At 43.4% G+C, this 18,731-nt stretch carries 14 protein-coding genes; 7 read left to right on the top strand and 7 right to left on the bottom strand.

Annotated elements, in window-relative coordinates; translation table 11 throughout:
- The first annotated feature begins 70 nt into the window (after positions 1-70).
- The 4 genes from ABEB05_RS15010 (at position 71) to ABEB05_RS14995 (ending at position 5,525) form a co-directional block, all read left to right on the top strand.
- Complete coding sequence (locus ABEB05_RS15010) at positions 71-1,297, top strand: ABC transporter permease (protein WP_265791041.1); 1,227 nt, start codon at positions 71-73, stop codon at positions 1,295-1,297.
- A gap of 10 nt (positions 1,298-1,307) precedes the next feature.
- Entirely contained in the window at positions 1,308-1,991 is a 684-nt protein-coding gene (locus ABEB05_RS15005; protein ID WP_265791042.1) for an ABC transporter ATP-binding protein, read from the top strand.
- A 27-nt stretch (positions 1,992-2,018) separates the two neighbouring features.
- Positions 2,019-3,236, top strand: coding sequence for a hypothetical protein (locus ABEB05_RS15000; protein ID WP_265791043.1), 1,218 nt, complete (start codon positions 2,019-2,021; stop codon positions 3,234-3,236).
- 114 nt (positions 3,237-3,350) lie between these two features.
- Complete coding sequence (locus ABEB05_RS14995; RefSeq protein ID WP_265791044.1) at positions 3,351-5,525, top strand: patatin-like phospholipase family protein; 2,175 nt, start codon at positions 3,351-3,353, stop codon at positions 5,523-5,525.
- On the opposite strand, the gene ABEB05_RS14990 is transcribed toward ABEB05_RS14995, so the two are convergent.
- On the bottom strand, positions 5,526-7,127 hold the full coding sequence (locus ABEB05_RS14990) for a calcineurin-like phosphoesterase family protein (RefSeq protein WP_265791045.1): 1,602 nt from the start codon (positions 7,125-7,127) through the stop codon (positions 5,526-5,528).
- 170 nt (positions 7,128-7,297) lie between these two features.
- Here ABEB05_RS14990 and hisA point away from each other — a divergent pair, with 170 nt between their 5' ends.
- Positions 7,298-8,017 (top strand): 1-(5-phosphoribosyl)-5-[(5-phosphoribosylamino)methylideneamino]imidazole-4-carboxamide isomerase, encoded by a 720-nt coding sequence (gene hisA / locus ABEB05_RS14985; RefSeq protein WP_265791046.1) that lies wholly within the window; start codon positions 7,298-7,300, stop codon positions 8,015-8,017.
- On the opposite strand, the gene ABEB05_RS14980 is transcribed toward hisA, so the two are convergent.
- Complete coding sequence (locus ABEB05_RS14980; RefSeq protein WP_265791047.1) at positions 8,014-8,952, bottom strand: COX15/CtaA family protein; 939 nt, start codon at positions 8,950-8,952, stop codon at positions 8,014-8,016. The two genes, hisA and ABEB05_RS14980, sit on opposite strands and share 4 nt — an antisense overlap.
- A gap of 94 nt (positions 8,953-9,046) precedes the next feature.
- On the opposite strand from ABEB05_RS14980, the gene cyoE reads away from it, so the two are divergent.
- Together cyoE and ABEB05_RS14970 are read left to right on the top strand one after the other, a co-directional pair.
- The gene (cyoE, locus tag ABEB05_RS14975) at positions 9,047-9,952 is read left to right on the top strand and encodes a heme o synthase (protein WP_265791048.1); all 906 of its coding nucleotides are present in this window, start codon (positions 9,047-9,049) and stop codon (positions 9,950-9,952) included.
- 108 nt (positions 9,953-10,060) lie between these two features.
- Positions 10,061-11,272: an FG-GAP repeat domain-containing protein gene (locus ABEB05_RS14970; RefSeq protein ID WP_265791049.1), complete on the top strand. Its 1,212-nt coding sequence runs from the start codon at positions 10,061-10,063 to the stop codon at positions 11,270-11,272.
- 28 nt (positions 11,273-11,300) lie between these two features.
- Here ABEB05_RS14970 and ABEB05_RS14965 read toward each other — a convergent pair whose 3' ends face one another.
- The 5 genes from ABEB05_RS14965 to ABEB05_RS14945 all read right to left on the bottom strand — a co-directional run bounded on the left by ABEB05_RS14965 (position 11,301) and on the right by ABEB05_RS14945 (position 18,689).
- Complete coding sequence (locus tag ABEB05_RS14965; protein ID WP_265791050.1) at positions 11,301-12,071, bottom strand: MIP/aquaporin family protein; 771 nt, start codon at positions 12,069-12,071, stop codon at positions 11,301-11,303.
- Positions 12,072-12,090: 19 nt separating this feature from the next.
- Complete coding sequence (locus tag ABEB05_RS14960; RefSeq protein WP_265791051.1) at positions 12,091-13,647, bottom strand: glycerol-3-phosphate dehydrogenase/oxidase; 1,557 nt, start codon at positions 13,645-13,647, stop codon at positions 12,091-12,093.
- 27 nt (positions 13,648-13,674) lie between these two features.
- Positions 13,675-15,168 (bottom strand): glycerol kinase GlpK, encoded by a 1,494-nt coding sequence (gene glpK / locus ABEB05_RS14955; protein ID WP_265791052.1) that lies wholly within the window; start codon positions 15,166-15,168, stop codon positions 13,675-13,677.
- A gap of 102 nt (positions 15,169-15,270) precedes the next feature.
- Positions 15,271-16,053 (bottom strand): GntR family transcriptional regulator, encoded by a 783-nt coding sequence (locus ABEB05_RS14950; protein ID WP_265791053.1) that lies wholly within the window; start codon positions 16,051-16,053, stop codon positions 15,271-15,273.
- A 179-nt stretch (positions 16,054-16,232) separates the two neighbouring features.
- Positions 16,233-18,689 (bottom strand): alpha-ketoacid dehydrogenase subunit alpha/beta, encoded by a 2,457-nt coding sequence (locus ABEB05_RS14945; protein WP_265791054.1) that lies wholly within the window; start codon positions 18,687-18,689, stop codon positions 16,233-16,235.
- Positions 18,690-18,731 lie beyond the last annotated feature (42 nt).

Below are 18,731 nucleotides of genomic sequence, written 5' to 3'. Positions count from 1 at the left end.
CCCCATCCCTTCCTAAAGCTTTAGGGACGGAGTGGATAAAAATAAAAGATGACAAACTAACAATCCCTTCATGTGGTCAATTATTAAATTAAGCTGGAAAAACATCTGGAGAAATCCCATGCGCAGCGGGGTAGTCATTACTGCGGTGGTACTGGGAACATGGGCCGGTATTTTTATGTCAGCCTTCATGAGTGGGATGAGTCAGCAGTATATCCGTGATCACCTGCAAAACTACACCGGACATATACAGGTTCACAATGCCCGCTACGTCGAAGACAACTTGCCGGAATTTTATATTCAGGAGGCAGACGCCCTGGTCAATCAGCTCCAGCAACAGCCTTTTGTGGAAGAAGTTACCCCACGCAGCGTGGTGAACGGGCTGGCCTCTAGTGCTACCAATAACTTCGGCGTAACCATTCAGGGTGTTTGGCCGGAACAGGAAAAACGAGTCTCTGGTCTTCATGAATATATGCAGGAGGGGGAGTATCTTGATCCTTCTATTCGCAATCCCGTGGTAATAGGGGCTCCGCTGGCCCGGCGGCTTTCCATAGAAACAGGATCGCGTATGGTCCTTAATTTCCAGGATGTGGATGGCAACATCACGGCGGGGGCATTTCGCGTTTCGGGTATCTTTAAGTCTGCCAACTCCGGTTTTGATGAGTCAAACGTTTTTGTCCTGGCTGAGGACCTTAACAACATCCTGGGACGAGAAAATGTCATCCATGAAATAGTATTAATGGTAGATGACTTCAAACAAGCCGGTTTATACACCTCCCAACTGGAAGATACTCTTCAAAGTGAAGGACTCGCTATTCAAAGCTGGGGAGACGTCGCTCCCACCCTGCGATATATGGATACCAACATGGATTTTACTCTTTATATCATCATGACCATCATCATTATTGCACTCATGTTCGGTATTATTAATACCATGCTAATGGCCGTCATGGAGCGCACCCAGGAAATCGGCATGCTAATGGCAATCGGTATCAACAAAAGACGCACCTTTGCCATGATTTTTTGGGAAACCCTCTTTTTAACTATGATCGGTGTACCGCTTGGCATGGGTCTGAGCCGCCTGTCTATAGCTATCTTCAGCAATACCGGCATTAACCTGGGCATGTTTGCCGAGGGACTCTCGGAATATGGCCTGAGCTCCGTTATATATCCCGAACTGGAAGCCTTTTACTATCTGAATATCGCACTGTTAATGGTTGGAGCTACCCTAATATCTTCGCTTTATCCCGCCTGGAAAGCACTGCAGCTCAATCCCGTGCAGGCAATTCGAAAAATTTAAGATTAACGCTATGGCTATTATTGAAACACATGACGTAACAAAAATTTATAACCAGGAACAGGTGCCAGTGCACGCCCTTAACGGTGTTACCCTGAATATCGAAGAGGGTGAGTTCACCTCAATTGTAGGTCCCTCTGGCTCCGGAAAAACCACGCTGCTCAATATGATTGGCGGCCTTGATAAACCGACTTCCGGCAAAGTGGTAGTCAATGGAATTGACCTCTTTGCCATGAAGGAAAACGATCTGATCAACTTTCGGCTGCAACATATTGGCTTTGTATTCCAGGCCTACAACCTTATTCCGGTACTTACCGCTAAAGAGAATGTTTCTTTCATCCTGCAGATGCAAGGCAAAAAAGCCGCTGAGTACGAAACACGCAGCATGGATTTGCTCAAAGCAGTGGGACTTGAAGACAAAGTGGATAAACGTCCCTCAGAGCTTTCGGGCGGACAGCAGCAGCGGGTAGCCGTTGCCCGGGCCCTGGCCTCCAAGCCGGATTTTGTACTGGCCGATGAACCGACCGCCAATCTTGATTCGGTCTCCAGCGGTAACTTATTAGATATGATGCTACATCTGAACGAGGAAGAAAATATCACTTTCATCTTTTCCACCCACGACCAGCGGGTGGTTGATCGGGCGCGCCGGGTGGTTACCCTGGTAGACGGAAAAGTGGATAAGGATGAAAAACGCTGAATACAATAATTGGAATTGCCAATGATTATGAAGCTGCTTACGAACACAGAATATAGAATTACGAATGTAATCCACTTTTTTATATCCCTTATCTGGTTTTCAATATTTATATCCACCCTTCTGTTATCCATTATATCATCCCCTGTCCTGGCTCAAGATGGAATCGACACTGATTTTGGGGGATACCTCAAAGAACTTGGACAAATAAGCGTTAGTAATGATCTCGGAACCCTCCGTTACGATAATGTCTTACACCACCGTATCGAAAGCGAGTTCGACTTTGGCAAAGGATTCGAAGTCCGGGCTGATATGCGTACCCGACTACTCAACGGCTGGACGGTACGAAATTCTCCAAATTACACCGACTTCCTGGATGAAGATCCCGGTTATTTTGACCTGAGTCTTACTTGGATCAATACCGACCAAACCATTCTTCATTCGACCATAGACCGGCTCCACCTCTCCTATATCACTGGTCCGTGGGAAGTACACGCCGGACGCCAGCGCATTAATTGGGGCAAGACCATGGTTTGGAATCCCAATGATCTGTTTAATGCCTATGCTTACCTCGATTTTGATTACGAAGAACGGCCCGGCACCGATGCAATTTCTCTGCAATATAACTGGAGTTACGCTTCCAGCGTAGATCTTGGATACCGTATTGGTGCCTCCATCGACGAATCGGTAATCGCCATGATGTTCAGAGGGAGCCTCAAAAATTATGACATACAGCTTGTTGGTGGCAGCTATTACGAGCACCTAACACTCGGGGCCGGATGGACAGGTTATGTTAAGTCAGCAGGTTTCAAGGGCGAATTTTCTTATTTCCATCCGCGCCAATCATTTTGGGATGAAACAGGACATATCACAGCAACAATAGGCGGTGACTACATGTTTTCGAATTCGGTGTACCTTAACGGAGAACTACTCTACAACAGCGGATGGGATAGCGCGGCCAATCCTGTTGCAGAACTTATGCAACCTCCTACCGCTGATGACCTTTTTATGGCTAAAACAGGATACTTTGTAGATGCATCCTATCCACTCACCCCGTTAACCAATATAAGTGGTGGAATCATGGGTAGTTTTTCACGCCCCCTGGCAATCTTTATCCCCAGGCTAACTCATTCACTCAGCAATAACCTGGATTTTATGGTCCTTGCACAAGTACTTAAAGGATCAGTTTTGGAGGACTTCACAGAAACACCGAACTTGCTTTATTTTAGACTCAAATGGTCTTATTAAACTACCATAAAGTTCTAAATAAAAAATTCTTTATTTCCGAACTTTTTTCTTTTTGATCATTCTATGACACATTATCGTTTCATAATACTTGCTTTTCTTATTTTAGTAAGTTGCTTGTGGCCTGGAGTTGTATCTCCCGTTCAGGGACAAGATACCAATAACCCAGATAAACATTCTCCTAAAATTGGTCTGGCCTTAAGTGGCGGTGGGGCCAAAGGTTTTGCGCATATTGGCGTGTTAAAGGTATTAGAGGAAGCCGGAATTCAGCCCGATATTGTCACAGGCACCAGCATGGGCAGCGTTGTAGGCGGACTTTACGCGATAGGCTATACCCCTGCCATGCTTGAAGAAATTGCCCTTTCAAACAATTGGGAAGAGTTCTTTAGCAACCGGGCTCCCCGTCAATACCAATCTATTTATCAGAAAACAAATCACTCTCAAAACCTGCTCACCTTTCCTTTCAAAGACGGCTCGGTCAGGTTACCGCGTGGACTTATAAAAGGCCAGAAAATTGCGATGATGCTTTACCGGCTCACCGAACCCTATCACGGAGTTACTAATTTTAGAAATTTGCCTATACCTTTTGCTGCTATTGCTACCGACCTTGCTACCGGAGAAGCAGTAAGGATGGACCGCGGCTACCTTCCGGATGCTATTCGAGCTAGCATAGCGATCCCAAGTATCTTTGAGCCTGTAGAGATCGATTCCGTTAGCTATATTGATGGCGGTGTTGTCCGTAATATCCCTGCTTCAGATGCTCGTGAACTTGGCGCTGATATCGTGATTTCTTCAGATGTGAGTTCCTCTCTTGCACCGGTGGATAGCCTTAAATCATTTGTAAATATTCTGTCGCAAGCCGTAGGCTTTACTATGCAGGCCTCTAATAAACAACAGTTGGCCCTAACTGATATACATATCCAGCCAGCCATAGGGAGTTATTCGGCCTTCGATTTCGAACAGGCTGCCCAGTTGATCCAAAAAGGTGAGCAGGCAGCCCGCAAAATGCTTCCCCAGCTAAAAGCGCTGGCAGACTCTCTCGATAAACCAAAAAATAAGCTTCCCCCCGTTCCCCAGCAATCGGATACATTATTAATCAAAGAACTTCAAATAAATGGCTCAAATTCTTATATCCGGGATCGACTAAAAAACTCACTCCATCTTGAACCGCCTACCCGGCAATCGCTCTCAGAGCTGGAATATAAATTAACCCGGATCTATAATTCCGGTTCTTTCACCGACCTAATCAGTTACCGCCTGCAGCAGCTGCCTGATCAAGACGGATATTTATTAAACCTTGATATCTCCACCCAAAATCAACAGACGGTTGGTCTTGGCGCACGCTACGACAGCCACTATAAAGCCTCCCTGTTATTTAGCGGAACTTTCAATAAGATTTTTACGCCTGGTGATGTACTATTAGCAGACTTGCGACTCGGTGAACAGATACAATTGCAGAGCAACTATTTTTTGCCCCTTTCGTTTTATCCCAAAACGGATTTAGCCCTGATGGGTAGTATCACGCGGCTCCCCATTGATATATTCAACAATAATCAGCGTATCTCTAAAATAGATGTGGAACAGCTTTCCTTTTCCCACCACTTGCGTGTAGAGATTATGCCAGAACTGTTTTTTGGTATTGGTCCGCACTTCGAGGTCTTCAATTTGAATGAAGCAATTGGAGAAACCCTCTTTCTTAGTAATATAGATGGATTAATTACAGCCCAGATGTTGGTTTACGGCGATTCTTTTGATCATGCTTATTTCCCTTCAAAAGGGCAAAAGTTATTTATTAAATCTGATCTTTCAGACCGTCGATGGGGAAGCAGTCGGTCTTTTTTCCAATTGACAGCAGATTGGGAAACCAGACTCCCTGTTTCAGACCGGTTTTCATTTCTCTCAAGACTTACAGCGGGACGTACTATTTCTTATTCGTCAACACTTCCATTGCATTATCGCTATTTTGGTGGAGGAGCTGTTCCCATATCCATTTATCAAGAGAGACAATTTCCTTTATTGGGATATGAGGTTCAGGAACTGTCAGGACAACATATACAATCATTGGAACTGGGCGCTCAGCTAAGAGTCAAAAATACATTTCTGCAATTTAAATGGAATGCCGCCAGCTTTTCCGATCAATCCAAGTGGAAGATTCAACCTTCAAATTTTAAATCGGGTTTTGGTATCTCCGGGGGGACAAAAACAATTATCGGTCCAGTAGAACTTATCTTAATGGCCCCGGACTTTGACGGACCTTATGCTCTGCGAATAAATGTAGGCCATTCCTTTTGATCACTGATTGGGTTCTACAATCTCGTATTTAAATTCATCGGTAAATGTACGCCCAAACATATCGGTTACCCGTATTTCAATCGTATGCTCTCCAAGTGGTAAATTATTCGGTACGCCGGCTTTCCACAAGTGAGATGATTGAATCGGGTTAGACGGCCTTCGCCCCTCTTCGGGCAGCTCATCAGCTGTATCCCACTTTTGGCGCAACTTTGTGACATGAGGATCCTGTTCTTCTACCTTGTTCATTGGTCGCCAGCTCTCCCATTCATTCTGAACACGAAATTCCACTTCCGTATATTCATTACCCAAGAAATAGTTAACATAGAGTTCGGCTCCATGCCAGGAATCTTGTGGAACGATCTCAGGCCCCCACTTACTTAATCGATAATCTTCTGGCTTATCTGCAACCTTATAATCGATAGTATATTCATTTCCCTCTATATTGAGCATCGCATAGCCATTGGGGGTTCCGTCACGCATCAACGTGGGGGGAATTCCACGCTCATCCACCTGCCCGGACCACCAGTCACCGTTAGTTGTCCCCACGTTGTAGTGAATATGGGGTTCCAACCGTTTCCATTCATCTTTATCATCAAAAAAGTGGAATTTTTGAATATGAGTATGAGCTGAAAGCGTCAAGGTATTTGGATACTTCTTTAGTAAATCAAATAATCGATCACGATTTTCAATGCGGAACGTACGTCCCCACCCATCCGGCATAAAAATCGGAATATGAAACGCAATTACCACTAGCTGGTCTTCAGAAACATACTCCAAATCATTTTTGATAAATTCGAACTGTTTATCCGTAAAACCTCCGATATAACCTGATTCACCATCTTCGCGCGGGTAAACTACATCATCCAGTACAATAAAATGGGCATTGCCATGATTAAATGAATAGGTCGGGGGACCAAAAGTAGCCTCAAACGTTTCGTCAGCCAGAGAATCACTATTAGCATCAAAATTCATATCGTGATTGCCATATACATGAAACCAGGGGAGTCCGATTTTAGATACTGATTCAATGTAAGGCTGAAACAGATCCAAATCATCTCCCACGATATCACCCAGCGTAATTCCAAACTCGTATTCCTCTGTTCCTTCCAGCTCGGAGACAATATCCTTATCAAAATATTCTACTTCCCGCTCAGTATAGGGCTGTGGATCTCCAAATAGCAAAACGCTGAACTCATTTTTCTGCACATCCTCCAGAAGCGGAAAGTTAATCGCTTCCGGAAGCGGACCCGTCGGCTCTACTCCATCAAATTCCAATTCCGGAGAACCATCTGGCGTATGGATATAGTAAAACTGCGGCTGATTGAGCTCATTCACGGGCAATCTATATCCTGCGGGTTTAATCACAAAAATAGTGGCATCATCTTCATTGATCTGGATAGAATATTCCCCATCTTCATTCGTCTTAACCACATCACTCCCGTTCGAGACAGCCACTCCGAATAATCTTTCTTCATTTCCATCCAACTCACCGTTATTATTATTATCCACATAAACCGTCCCTTCGGCGGTTTTCTGCGCATTCAGGATAGCGGGAGAACTCATTAGCAATGAAATAATGATCGGGAGAAGTATCTTTTTCATAATCAGCTCAGAGTTTTAGTTTAATTGAAAAACATAATGTAACAAATGTGAAGGAATGCTGTTTAAAATGGAGATTAACAAATGATAAACATAACTTCAGGTTAAATCATGTATAGGTTGTAAATCATTTACCAACTGATATCCTAAATTCTAGAAATTATTTTAAGAATATGCGTGTAATTCCAGCTATTGATTTATTAAATGGAAAAGTAGTTCGTCTTCATAAAGGTGATTATGATGAGGCCACCATCTATAATGAACATCCCTTTGATGAAGCCATAAAATTTAAAGAAGCAGGATTTGATCATATCCATATTGTAGATCTGAATGGTGCAAAGGAGGGAAAGTTTGTCAATTTAGACCATATACAGACTATTATTGATAAACTCGATATATCGGTACAGACCGGTGGGGGTATCCGTAGCTTTGAAGATGCCGAGATGCTAATTGAACACGGTATCTCAAATGTTATTTGTAGCTCGATGGCCGTTAAAAACAGTGATGAATGGCTAAAAGTTTTGGATACCTATGGAGATAAAGCCATTTTAGGTATGGACCTGAAAAATGGGAAAGTGGCTTATAGCGGCTGGTTAGAGACACTGGATCAATCACTTGAGGAATTTTTAAAGCCAATGATAGATCGCGGGCTTTCAACCGTTCTCTGTACGGATATATCAAAGGATGGCACGCTGGAAGGCCCCAATGTAGAGTTGTACAAAAAGCTCAGTGCTCAATTTTCAGAAATAAGCTTCATCGCTTCCGGAGGAGTATCTGACAGTAACGATTTAAAAACGCTCAAAGATCAGCAGCTCTACGGCGTTGTAGTGGGACGAGCTTACTACGAGAATAAAATAAGCCTGGAACAACTGTTAAAATATCATACTTCCTAGGTAGCTGTTGAATTTACGCCAGCCTTTACTAACATCAACACCAATACAAATTCCAGGGCAATTAACAGTGCCACTCCGACCAAATGTACAACCTGATACAAAGGTGGTATTCCGAGGTAATACAACCCTATACCTGTAGCTATCTGCAATAATATGAGTCCGAATATCCAACTCCCTAGTTTAATTATCAGCGCACTTTGGGAATGCCATCGTGTAAGATAGAAGAGCACTCCTCCGGCCAATAAAACCACCCATGAAAAAGAGCGGTGAAGATTATCAATGAATCCAATTTGTGATATCCAATTTTCCCGCGGTGGAGATGTATCCATATTCTTGAACACATCAATAGCTTCACGAACTTGGGTACCAAATCCGAGCTGTAAAAAGGTAATGGCCAGCAATACCACACTTGTAAATAGAAACCAGCGACGTTTAGTTGATGACAGGGTAATAACAAACTGATTTTCAGAAGCCTTGAAAACGGCAAATATAAGTGTCATCATGATAAACATTGCTAAGATCATATGGAGTGTAATCAGCCATTCATCAAGTCCTGTGGCAACAACCCTTCCTCCAAGCCAACCCTGTATAATTACCAGAACAAAAGCAGCTCCTGAACTGTGAAAAACAGCATTATTCTGTTTCCGGTACCGAAAAGACAAAATAAAAGTAGCAGTGATGAGCAAACCAATAACAACTCCAATCAGGCGGTTTATATACTCTGTCCAGGTTTTAATTACATTAAACTGCGACTGATCAAATTGACTGGGTAAGTCGGAAGCAGTGGTTGGCGGTATCCACATCCCGAAACACTTAGGCCAGTCGGGACACCCAAGCCCTGCGCCCGATGCCCGCACCAATCCTCCGATAAAAATAAGAAAAATAACAGCCCCTACGGTTGTCAGAGCTACTTTCTGATAGGTATTTAACTTCATGCTCTTTTTATCCTCCTATTTTATACCTGATATTGGGGTACTGATTTTTAATATTTTTTAGTATCTTAAGCGTACTGAAAAATTTAAGTTCGGCATGAAGTTAAGCACAGATCTAACTCTTTCAAAGTTTCTTAATACGGAAACCCTTGCGGCATACTATGAGCTTACCAAGCCTGGTATAACCCTGACCGTATTAGCCAGCATGCTTATCGGTTTTATACTGGGTTCAGGGAACGGAATTGATTATATGCTTATGCTTCATGCCGCCCTGGGAACCTGGCTTATCGCCTCGGGCACCGCTGCCCATAACCAATTTATGGAGTGGCGATACGATGGAAAAATGAAGCGTACTCAAAAGCGCCCCGTCCCCGCAAGTAAAATAAGTCCCCGCCAAAGCGTTTTCTTTTCTTTGGGATTAATTATAGGCGGACTTATTTATCTTATTCTCGTCGTAAATTATGTAGCCGGACTTGTTTCTCTCCTTACCACCCTTATTTATCTGGGAATATATACCCCGATGAAGCGTATCTCGGTAGCAAATGTTTTTATCGGCGCAATACCTGGTGCATTGCCGCCGGTTGGTGGATGGGCAGCAGCAACAGGCCATTTGGGCAGTACAGCAATGTGGGTTTTATTTGCTATTGTTTTCCTGTGGCAGGTACCTCACGTAATGGCCATCGCATGGGTATGCAAAGACGACTATTCTACTGCGGGATTTAAAATGTTGCCCAAAGACGACCCCAAAGGATATAAAGCAGTTGCCCTTATTCTACCCTGTCTCTTCCTACTTCTACCGGTCTGCTATGGACTCTATTGGGTTGACATGAACAGTTGGCTCTACCTTGCCGGTTCGCTGCTCAGCAGTCTGGTATTCTTATACTATGGAATCATTTTTACCCGGGATCGGGACAAGCCTTCAGCAAAAAAACTAATGTTTGCTTCTTTCGGATATCTTCCTGCTGTTTGGGCCTTTGTCATTATAGATCTTCTACTTCTCTAAAGGTCAAACTTCCTGATCGCAGCCCGTTTAGACTTATTTATGTTTTGTCTTTAAAGCAGGGATTTCTTAACTATCAATCCCATAAGAGCCAATCAGAGATAAATGAGCATGCGTACTTTCAAAAACTTTTCCCTTTTTATACTGGCTTTAGCGCTAACGGCTTGTAACATTGAAGCAGTCGATGGAGACGATGACGATGATCCCGATACAGAAGTTTATTACCGAAATGTAAGTGCGGATTACTTGCCGTCGGGGCTTTCCGGCTCAACGCAAAAGGCTAAGGCTGCTGATATCAATGGAGATGGATTTCCCGATATCGTATTGGCAATCAATGGCCAGCCAAATAAAATATTACTCAATGACGGCTCCGGAGATTTTTCCCACATATCGCCGGTCCAGCTTTCTTCACAGGGATATACTACCCAGGATCTCTCGATAGCTGACTTCAATAACAACGGAAATCCTGATATTATATTTGTATCCGGGCAAGGTAATCCTAACGAGCTCTATATTAATATTGGCGGAGGGTCTTTTTCCGATATAAGCAATCGAATACCCGTCTCCAATAATTCAACTTCTGTTGAAACATGGGACATCGACAATGATGGAGCGGTGGATATCTTTATAGGGAATATTGGTCAAAATACCATCCTCATAAATAATGGCAACGCCTTTTTTACCAATCAGACGGATCAACGGATACCTATTCGGTTTACTGACACCGAAGATTTCACTTTTGGGGATGTAACCGGCAACCAATGGTGGGATATCGTAACGGCCAATCGGGATAATAATCGACTTTATCTAAATTCTGGCAGTGGTTTTTTTACAGACCAAACACAATTCCGTATTCCTTTTATCCAAACCGCTGAGGAAAGCAGCCATATTAGCCTTGTAGATATCGATGGTGATGGTGACCTGGACCTGTATATTGGAAACTCTACCCTTGAAAACAGTCCTTATGTACAAGATCGGCTGCTTATAAACGATGGGGAGGGATTTTTTAGCGACGAGACCGGAAACCGACTTCCTCAAATAACGACCAATACTTCTGATGCGGCATTTGTAGATTTAGACAATGATGGGAATAATAACAATAGAGATTTCGATGTAGTTCTTGGCAATCCCAATGGTGGTCTTTGGATTCTAATCAACAATGGCAATGGAAACTTTAACAATCAAACATCAAATTGGATTGAAGAAGATTATTTCCCACAGGTAAATGACATTGAAGTAGCAGATTTTAATAGGGACGGCTTCTGGGATTTATATCTGTCTGTGCAAAATAATCCCGACCAACTACTCCTTCAAAGAAACTAACAATCTTTCGCTACGTACACTCGGAAAGTTAACTACCCAACAAGAGATAGAGTCCCGCGGCCAATACGCCACCAAAGAGAGGGGCCGCAATGGGTACCCATGAATAGGCCCAATCGCTGCCTCCTTTATTAGAAATTGGCAAAAGTGCATGCATTATTCGAGGACCTAAATCCCGCGCCGGGTTAATTGCATAGCCCGTTGGTCCGCCAAGTGATAACCCTATCCCCAAAACAAGCAGCCCCACCGGCAATGCAGAAAGGGCTCCCAAACCGAACCCTACTTCTTTTCCCTCAATAGTTATCGTTTCCAACAGCTCTCCCTCTGCTCCTACAAAACCTGGAGAAACCAAGTATAATACTCCCAAAACCAGCATCAATGTCCCAATTGTCTCAGTCATAAAATTAGAAGGATAATTCCTGATATTCGGAATCGTACTGTGGCAGGCCAAAATTAGCTCTTCGTTCTCCGATGCTTTGAAATGGTCTTTATAAGCAAGCCAGACAAGTAACGCTCCCAAGGCGCCCCCAATAATCTGCGCGATAATATACGGTATAACCAGCCCCCACTCGAACAGGCCCGCACTGGCAAGCCCAACCGTTACCGCCGGATTTATGTGGGCACCGCTGAATTGCCCCATTGTATATACGGCAACAAAAACAGCGATCCCCCATCCCCAGGTGATGACAATCCATCCCCCATTATTTCCTTTCGTTTCTTTTAATAACACATTGGCTACTACTCCATTCCCTAATAAAATGAGGATAGCCGTACCAACAATTTCAGCTATAATTGGTGACATACTTTTTTAGCTTTGTTAATTATTTTGGTTGATATATTTCTACAAGTTTTTTGTAATCTTCAAGCTGCTTTTCAATCCATTGGTCATCATATCCTGCTTCACGTGCCATCAGGCGAGCGACTTCCGGAGCCATCTCCAGACTAGCTTCTGCATCCAAAAGCAGAGCACGAGTCCGACGGGCATTAAAATCCTCGACCGTCATGGCCATCTCGTTTCGCGTAGCCCAAACAACCTCCGCTTTTATATAAGGCATTTGGCTATGCAGCCGTTCTCCTAATTCCGGGTCTTCTGCTACAAGCTGTTCTACATTTTCCTTATCACTGCCATAATAACTGAGTGGGCTGTCCGGATTATCCCCCTGTTTCCATCCGTGGATTTTAAGATTCTCTGTGATACATTCCTGCTCACTCAGCCCGCCTTTCTCTATTGCTTTATCAACGACATCTTCTGCCATTTCTCGATAGGTTGTCCACTTCCCACCCGCAATCGTCATTAGTCCGGATTTACTAATTAACAGAGAATGGTCCCGTGATACTTCCGCCGTATCTTCTGCATCCGGATCGGTTACCAGGGGACGCAATCCGGCAAAGATACTTTTTATATCTGATTTTGTCGGAGCATCTGTTAAATATTTTGCAGTATGTTCTAATATAAAATCGATTTCATTCTCTAAAGCCTCCGGTTCAGATTTAATCTCCTCGACAGGAGTATCGGTTGTTCCCACCATCACCTTATCATACCAGGGAAGAGCAAAGAGAATCCGTCCGTCACTGGTTTTTGGAATCATTATAGCAGTATCTCCGGGTAGAAAATGCTTATCAATCACAATATGTATACCCTGACTGGGAGTAATGATAGGGCTTGCCTCAGGATTGTCCATCTTTCGGATACTATCCGTAAACACTCCGGTCGCATTAACAACAGTTTCTCCCTCGATTTCATATTCATCACCGTTCAACATATCCTGTACCTGAACACCATAGACTTTCCCTCCAGACTTCATTAATCCGGTGACTTTCATATAGTTGATGAGAGTTCCTCCCTGCTCTGCACTGGTTTGGGCAAGATTTATTGCAAGCCGTGAATCATCAAACTGTCCGTCAAAGTATAATATACCACCCCGTAGTTTTTCCTTTTTTAAGGTGGGAACTCTATCCAGTGTTTTTTCCAGGGTAAGATATTTAGACGAACCCAATCCAAGATTTCCAGCCATCAAATCGTAAATTTTCAATCCAAGCCAATAATAAGATCCTCTCCACCTGCTATAAAAGGGTACCAAGAAAGACTGATCGTGGACAAGATGGGGGGCATTCTTCTTTAATAATCCTCGTTCTTTAAGTGCTTCAAAGACAAGTGAAATATTTCCTTGTTCCAGGTAACGAACTCCACCATGGACCAATTTAGTAGACCGACTGGATGTACCTTTGGCAAAATCATCTTTCTCCAGAAGTAATGTTTTATATCCACGGGATGCAGCATCTACGGCCACTCCCAAGCCTGTGGCCCCACCCCCAATAATAATCATATCCCATCTATCGGTCGCTTTGACCGCCTGTACCATTTCTGTTCGTTTCATCAAATAGCTTTCCTTAAAGCGTTAAATCTATTCTTCAGACCAGCTTATAGTTGCTTTTAAAGCTCGATCCCAGCCAGACCTTAATTCCTCTATCTGGTTCTTTTCCATTTGGGGACTAAAGGTCTTATCGATATTCCATTGTTTACTAATTTCTTCCTGATCTTCCCAGTATCCAACAGCTAACCCCGCCAAATAGGCCGCTCCTAAAGCGGTAGTTTCCAAAACCTGGGGGCGAACTACAGGAGCTTCAAGCATATCCGATTGAAACTGCATAAGAAGATTATTAGCTGTAGCTCCCCCATCCACTCGTAATTCTTTAATTTCTATTCCTGAATCAGCTTCCATCGCCTCTATAACATCCATCGTTTGGTAGGCTATACCTTCCAATGCAGCCCGGGCTATGTGCCCGGCACTTGCACCGCGTGTGAGCCCAACAATAGTGCCACGGGCATGTTGGTTCCAATGGGGGGCTCCCAAGCCGGCAAAAGCCGGTACCAGGTATACTCCATTATTATCTTCTACCGAGGCCGCCAGCTTCTCAACTTCTGCTGAGTTTTCTATAATTCCCAATTCATCCCTAAGCCACTGTACCACGGCACCAGCTATAAAAATACTTCCTTCCAGAGCGTATTCGACCTTCCCATCAATCTCCCAAGCGATAGTTGTTAATAAATTATTTTCAGAGATGATGGGTTCCTCTCCGGTATTCATCACCATAAAACAACCCGTCCCATAGGTATTTTTTACCATCCCGGGTTTAATACAGCGCTGGCCAAACAGTGCGGCTTGCTGGTCACCAGCTATTCCTGCTATGGGAATTCCCGAAGCAACATTACTTGTCTCGGCATACACCTCGCTTGAAGATTTCACTTCCGGCAGCAGGCTTTGGGGGATATCGAACAAATCAAGAATCTCCTCATCCCACTCTCCCGTCTTGATATTGTACAACATAGTCCGGGAGGCATTCGTAACATCCGTAACATGGGTTTTCCCCTGCGTGAAATTCCAAATAAGCCAGCTATCAACCGTACCAAAAGCCAATTCTCCATTCTCTGCTCTTTTGCGTGCTCCCTCTACATTATCGAGGATCCATTTTATTTTAGTAGCAGAAAAATAGGCGTCAATTATCAATCCGGTCTTTTCACGGATTTTCTGGATGAGTCCTTTCCGTTCTTTCAGCCTGTCGCAGTATTCAGAAGTTCGGCGATCTTGCCACACAATAGCATTATATACGGGTTTTCCCGTTTTGCGATCCCAAACGAGTGTCGTCTCCCGCTGATTGGTGATACCGATTGCTTCAATATTGCTCCAATTCAGACCAATTTCAGATATTGCTTCTGTAGCCACACTGGATTGGCTTGACCATATCTTCGACCCATCATGTTCAACCCAACCCGCGTTGGGGTATATTTGTTTGAACTCTTTTTGTGCTGACGATTTAATCCTCCCCTGTTTATCAAATACAATAGCCCTTGAGCTTGTCGTTCCCTGATCCAGTGCTAAAATATATTTTTCCGGCATTTTCTATCCCTTTATTTTTTGTATAGTTGTCTATACAGGTTATGGAAAGAGCTTCAACAAATCAAGCATTTATTTCTGTAGAAAATTAAACATATTTACAGGTTACCAACTGTGCTCTTCAAGCTCTAGTGGAAGGCTATGACTTTCATGATTCTGATCATAAGGCTTCGTAGTAGTGGTAAAATTAATCCGATCGCTTCTATATACATCTTCCGAATATTGGAATACCTTTCCACTCTTCGTTTCGATCAGTCTTTTCATCAATAATAATGGATCACCCACATTTACATCCAATAATTCAGCTTCTTTTTCCCCGGCACTGATGGCTGTAATTTGCTGCTTAGCCTCACCAAGCTCAGTATTGGTATGCTTATAAAGCAACTTGTAAATAGAATTAGACTCCAGGTCCTTATCTAAAATGGGTTGAAAAAAATCATACACGAAATATGATTGCTCTATAATCAATGGATGGTCATTACCATAACGAACACGCACAATGTGTACGAGCTTATCCTTCTCCCCAAGCTCCATCAGGCTCATTAAATCTATGGGAGGAGTAATTACATTTTGCTCTATAATCTTTGCCGACGGTTCAATATCGTGCTTCTCCATAAGCTCAGTAAAGCCCATTAGCTTTTCTGAGTCCTGTTCAATAGTCGGACTGGTCACAAAGGTTCCCCGCCCTTGTTCTCTAACCAAGTACCCCTGCTGTATTAAGAGCTTTACCGCTTCCCTGATTGTACCCCGGCTTACCTCAAACTTTTCCACCAAATCCATGTCGCTGTAAAAGCGATCGTACTCTTCAAATTCACCGCTTTTTATCTGCTCTAAAAGCTTCTCATAAATCTGATAATACTTCGGTATAGGTTGTTCTAGCTCCTCCATGGATGTCACACTGGTTAAAATGGGTCACGTTGATCAATTGCATCAAAATAATACAATTGACGCTATTTTTTCAAAGTTAAATACTTTATGCAATTAAAGTAGTGGAGCATTGCTTCATCCAAAAAACTATGCAGAGATATATACTCAGGCACAAATATTACGTCCCCTTTCCCCTTCCTCTATTCATAAATAGGTGGATATTTATCTGGATCTGCCTCACTCATAATAGCATAAACAGCTTCAAAAATATCCTCCTCATTGGGTTTTGAAAAGTAATCCCCATCCGAACCATATGCCCCGCGATGCTCTTTGGCCGTAAGGCATTGGGGTTCAGAATCGAGGTAATAATATCCTTTTTGCTCCTGTATAATTTCATTCATCATATAGGCAGAGGCTCCTCCCGGCACATCTTCATCCACGATAAGAATACGATTGGTCTTTTTTAGAGACTCAACGACGTCATGATTACGATCAAAAGGCAACAGAGTTCGGACATCTATTAATTCAACTGAAATACCGGCTCTCTTAAATTCCGGAAGCATCGATTCACAAATATTACAGGTAGACCCGTAAGAAACGACGGTAATATCCTTACCCTCTGAAATAATTTCTGGGATACCCAATGGAACAGTAAACTCACCCAAGTTTTCCGGTACTTTTTCCTTAAGTCGATATGCATTTAAAGGCTCGATAACCAGTGCAGGGTCATCTCCCTGCAAAAGTGTGTTATACATCCCAGCAGCGTCGGTTAGGTTCCGTGGAACGCAGAGATGAACGCCGCGAATACCGTTAAGTATCATTCCCATGGGAGATCCTGTATGCCAAATACCTTCCAAACGGTGTCCTCGTGTCCGGACGATAAGCGGAGCTTTTTGTCCGCCCATACTTCTATAACGAACGGTGGCCAGGTCATCACTAAGCCCCTGGAAACAATAAAGTATATAATCCAAATACTGAATCTCAGCAATGGGTCGCAAGCCTCGCAGGGCCATTCCTATTCCCTGTCCTAGGATAGTCGATTCCCGGATTCCAGTATCGGCCACGCGAAGGTCGCCGAATTTCTCCTGCATATTTTCTAATCCTTTATTCACATCCCCCAGCTTTCCGGTATCTTCACCAAAGACCAGGGTTTCAGGATACTTTTCAAATAATTTTTCAAAGTTGTCACGCAATACAATCCGGCCATCTACCGATTTAGGGCTGGTTCCGTATCGGGGCTTGACCTCCTCCACATTAAGTGGCGAACGATCGCTTTCACTGTACAGGTGACTCCCATAGCGCTCCTCATTTTCCTTGAGAATTTTTTTAAGCCAATTCTGCATTTCTTTCTTTGCTTTGAGATCCTCTTCCCGAACTATACGACAAGCTTTACGCACCGCAGATACAATATCTTTTCTGAGAGGTACCGTAGAAGCATTCATTTGCTTCTTAATCCTTCGTAACTTTCCTCTATTATTACTCTCATTGATAAGTGCATCAATAAGATCGGTAGCTTCATCCAAATCTTGTTTTAATTCAGTACTAAATGCCTTCCAAGCGGCATCTTTCCCCTCTTTAGCCTCTTTCTTTGCAGCTTCTTCTATGGTATTCAATTCTTCTTCCGTAGCAATATCTTCCGCAAGCATCCAGTTGCGCATTTTTTTAATGCAGCAATGCTCTTCTTCCCACTCGAGCCGTTCATCTAACTTATATCGTTCATGGGAACCGGAAGTAGAGTGGCCCTGCGGCTGAGTAACTTCCTGTACATGCACCAGAACCGGCACATGATCTTCACGGGCAATTTGAGCAGCTTTCTTATAGGTCTCCAGTAATGCCGGATAATCCCATCCTTTAACTGTAAGGATTTCAAATCCCTCATCCTCTTCTGTCCGTTGGAAACCGGATAACACATCCGAAATACTTTCTTTAGTAGTTTGATATTTCCGGGGTACAGAAATACCATAGCCATCATCCCAGACCGAAACAACCATAGGTACCTGCAAAACACCGGCTGCATTTATAGTTTCCCAAAAAACACCCTCTGAAGTACTGGCATCACCTATTGTTCCCCAGGCAACTTCCTTACCATCTTGCGAAAATTTTTGAAATTTTTCCTGCTCAAGAAGTGACTCATGCTTTTGATATACCTTGGAAGCCTGTGCCAAACCCAGTAGGCGCGACATTTGTCCTGCTGTAGGAGAGATGTCCGGGGAACTGTTCTTCTTTTCCGTCAAATCTTTCCACTCTCCTTCTTCATCCAGGCTTCGTGTACTGAAATGGGCATTCATCTGACGTCCTCCGGAATGAGGATCGGCCTCTATATTAGCATGAGCATAAAGCTGAGCAAAGAACTGTTGTACTGTTACTTCGCCAATAGCCATCATAAAAGTTTGGTCACGATAATAGCCGGAACGAAAATCTCCCTTTTTGAAGTACTTTGCCATGGCAATTTGTGGCAATTCTTTCCCATCGCCAAAGATGCCGAATTTAGCTTTTCCCGTGAGCGTTTCTTTACGCCCTATATAGGATACTTCCCGACTGATAATGGCCAATTTATAATCTTCTAAGATCTGCTTCTTTTTCACGTTTGTTAACTCAGCAGATGAAAAACCATTTTGCTGCAAAATACTTTCCTGCCTGGTTTCTGTAGGTGCCATAAGATCATAATTTCAATTTCCAGTCACTCTCACATGTGACCT

Source organism: Fodinibius salicampi, assembly GCF_039545095.1.
Taxonomy (GTDB): domain Bacteria; phylum Bacteroidota; class Rhodothermia; order Balneolales; family Balneolaceae; genus Fodinibius; species Fodinibius salicampi.
Note: the sequence above shows the minus strand (reverse complement) of the source record. Positions and strands in the feature narration are given on the sequence as shown.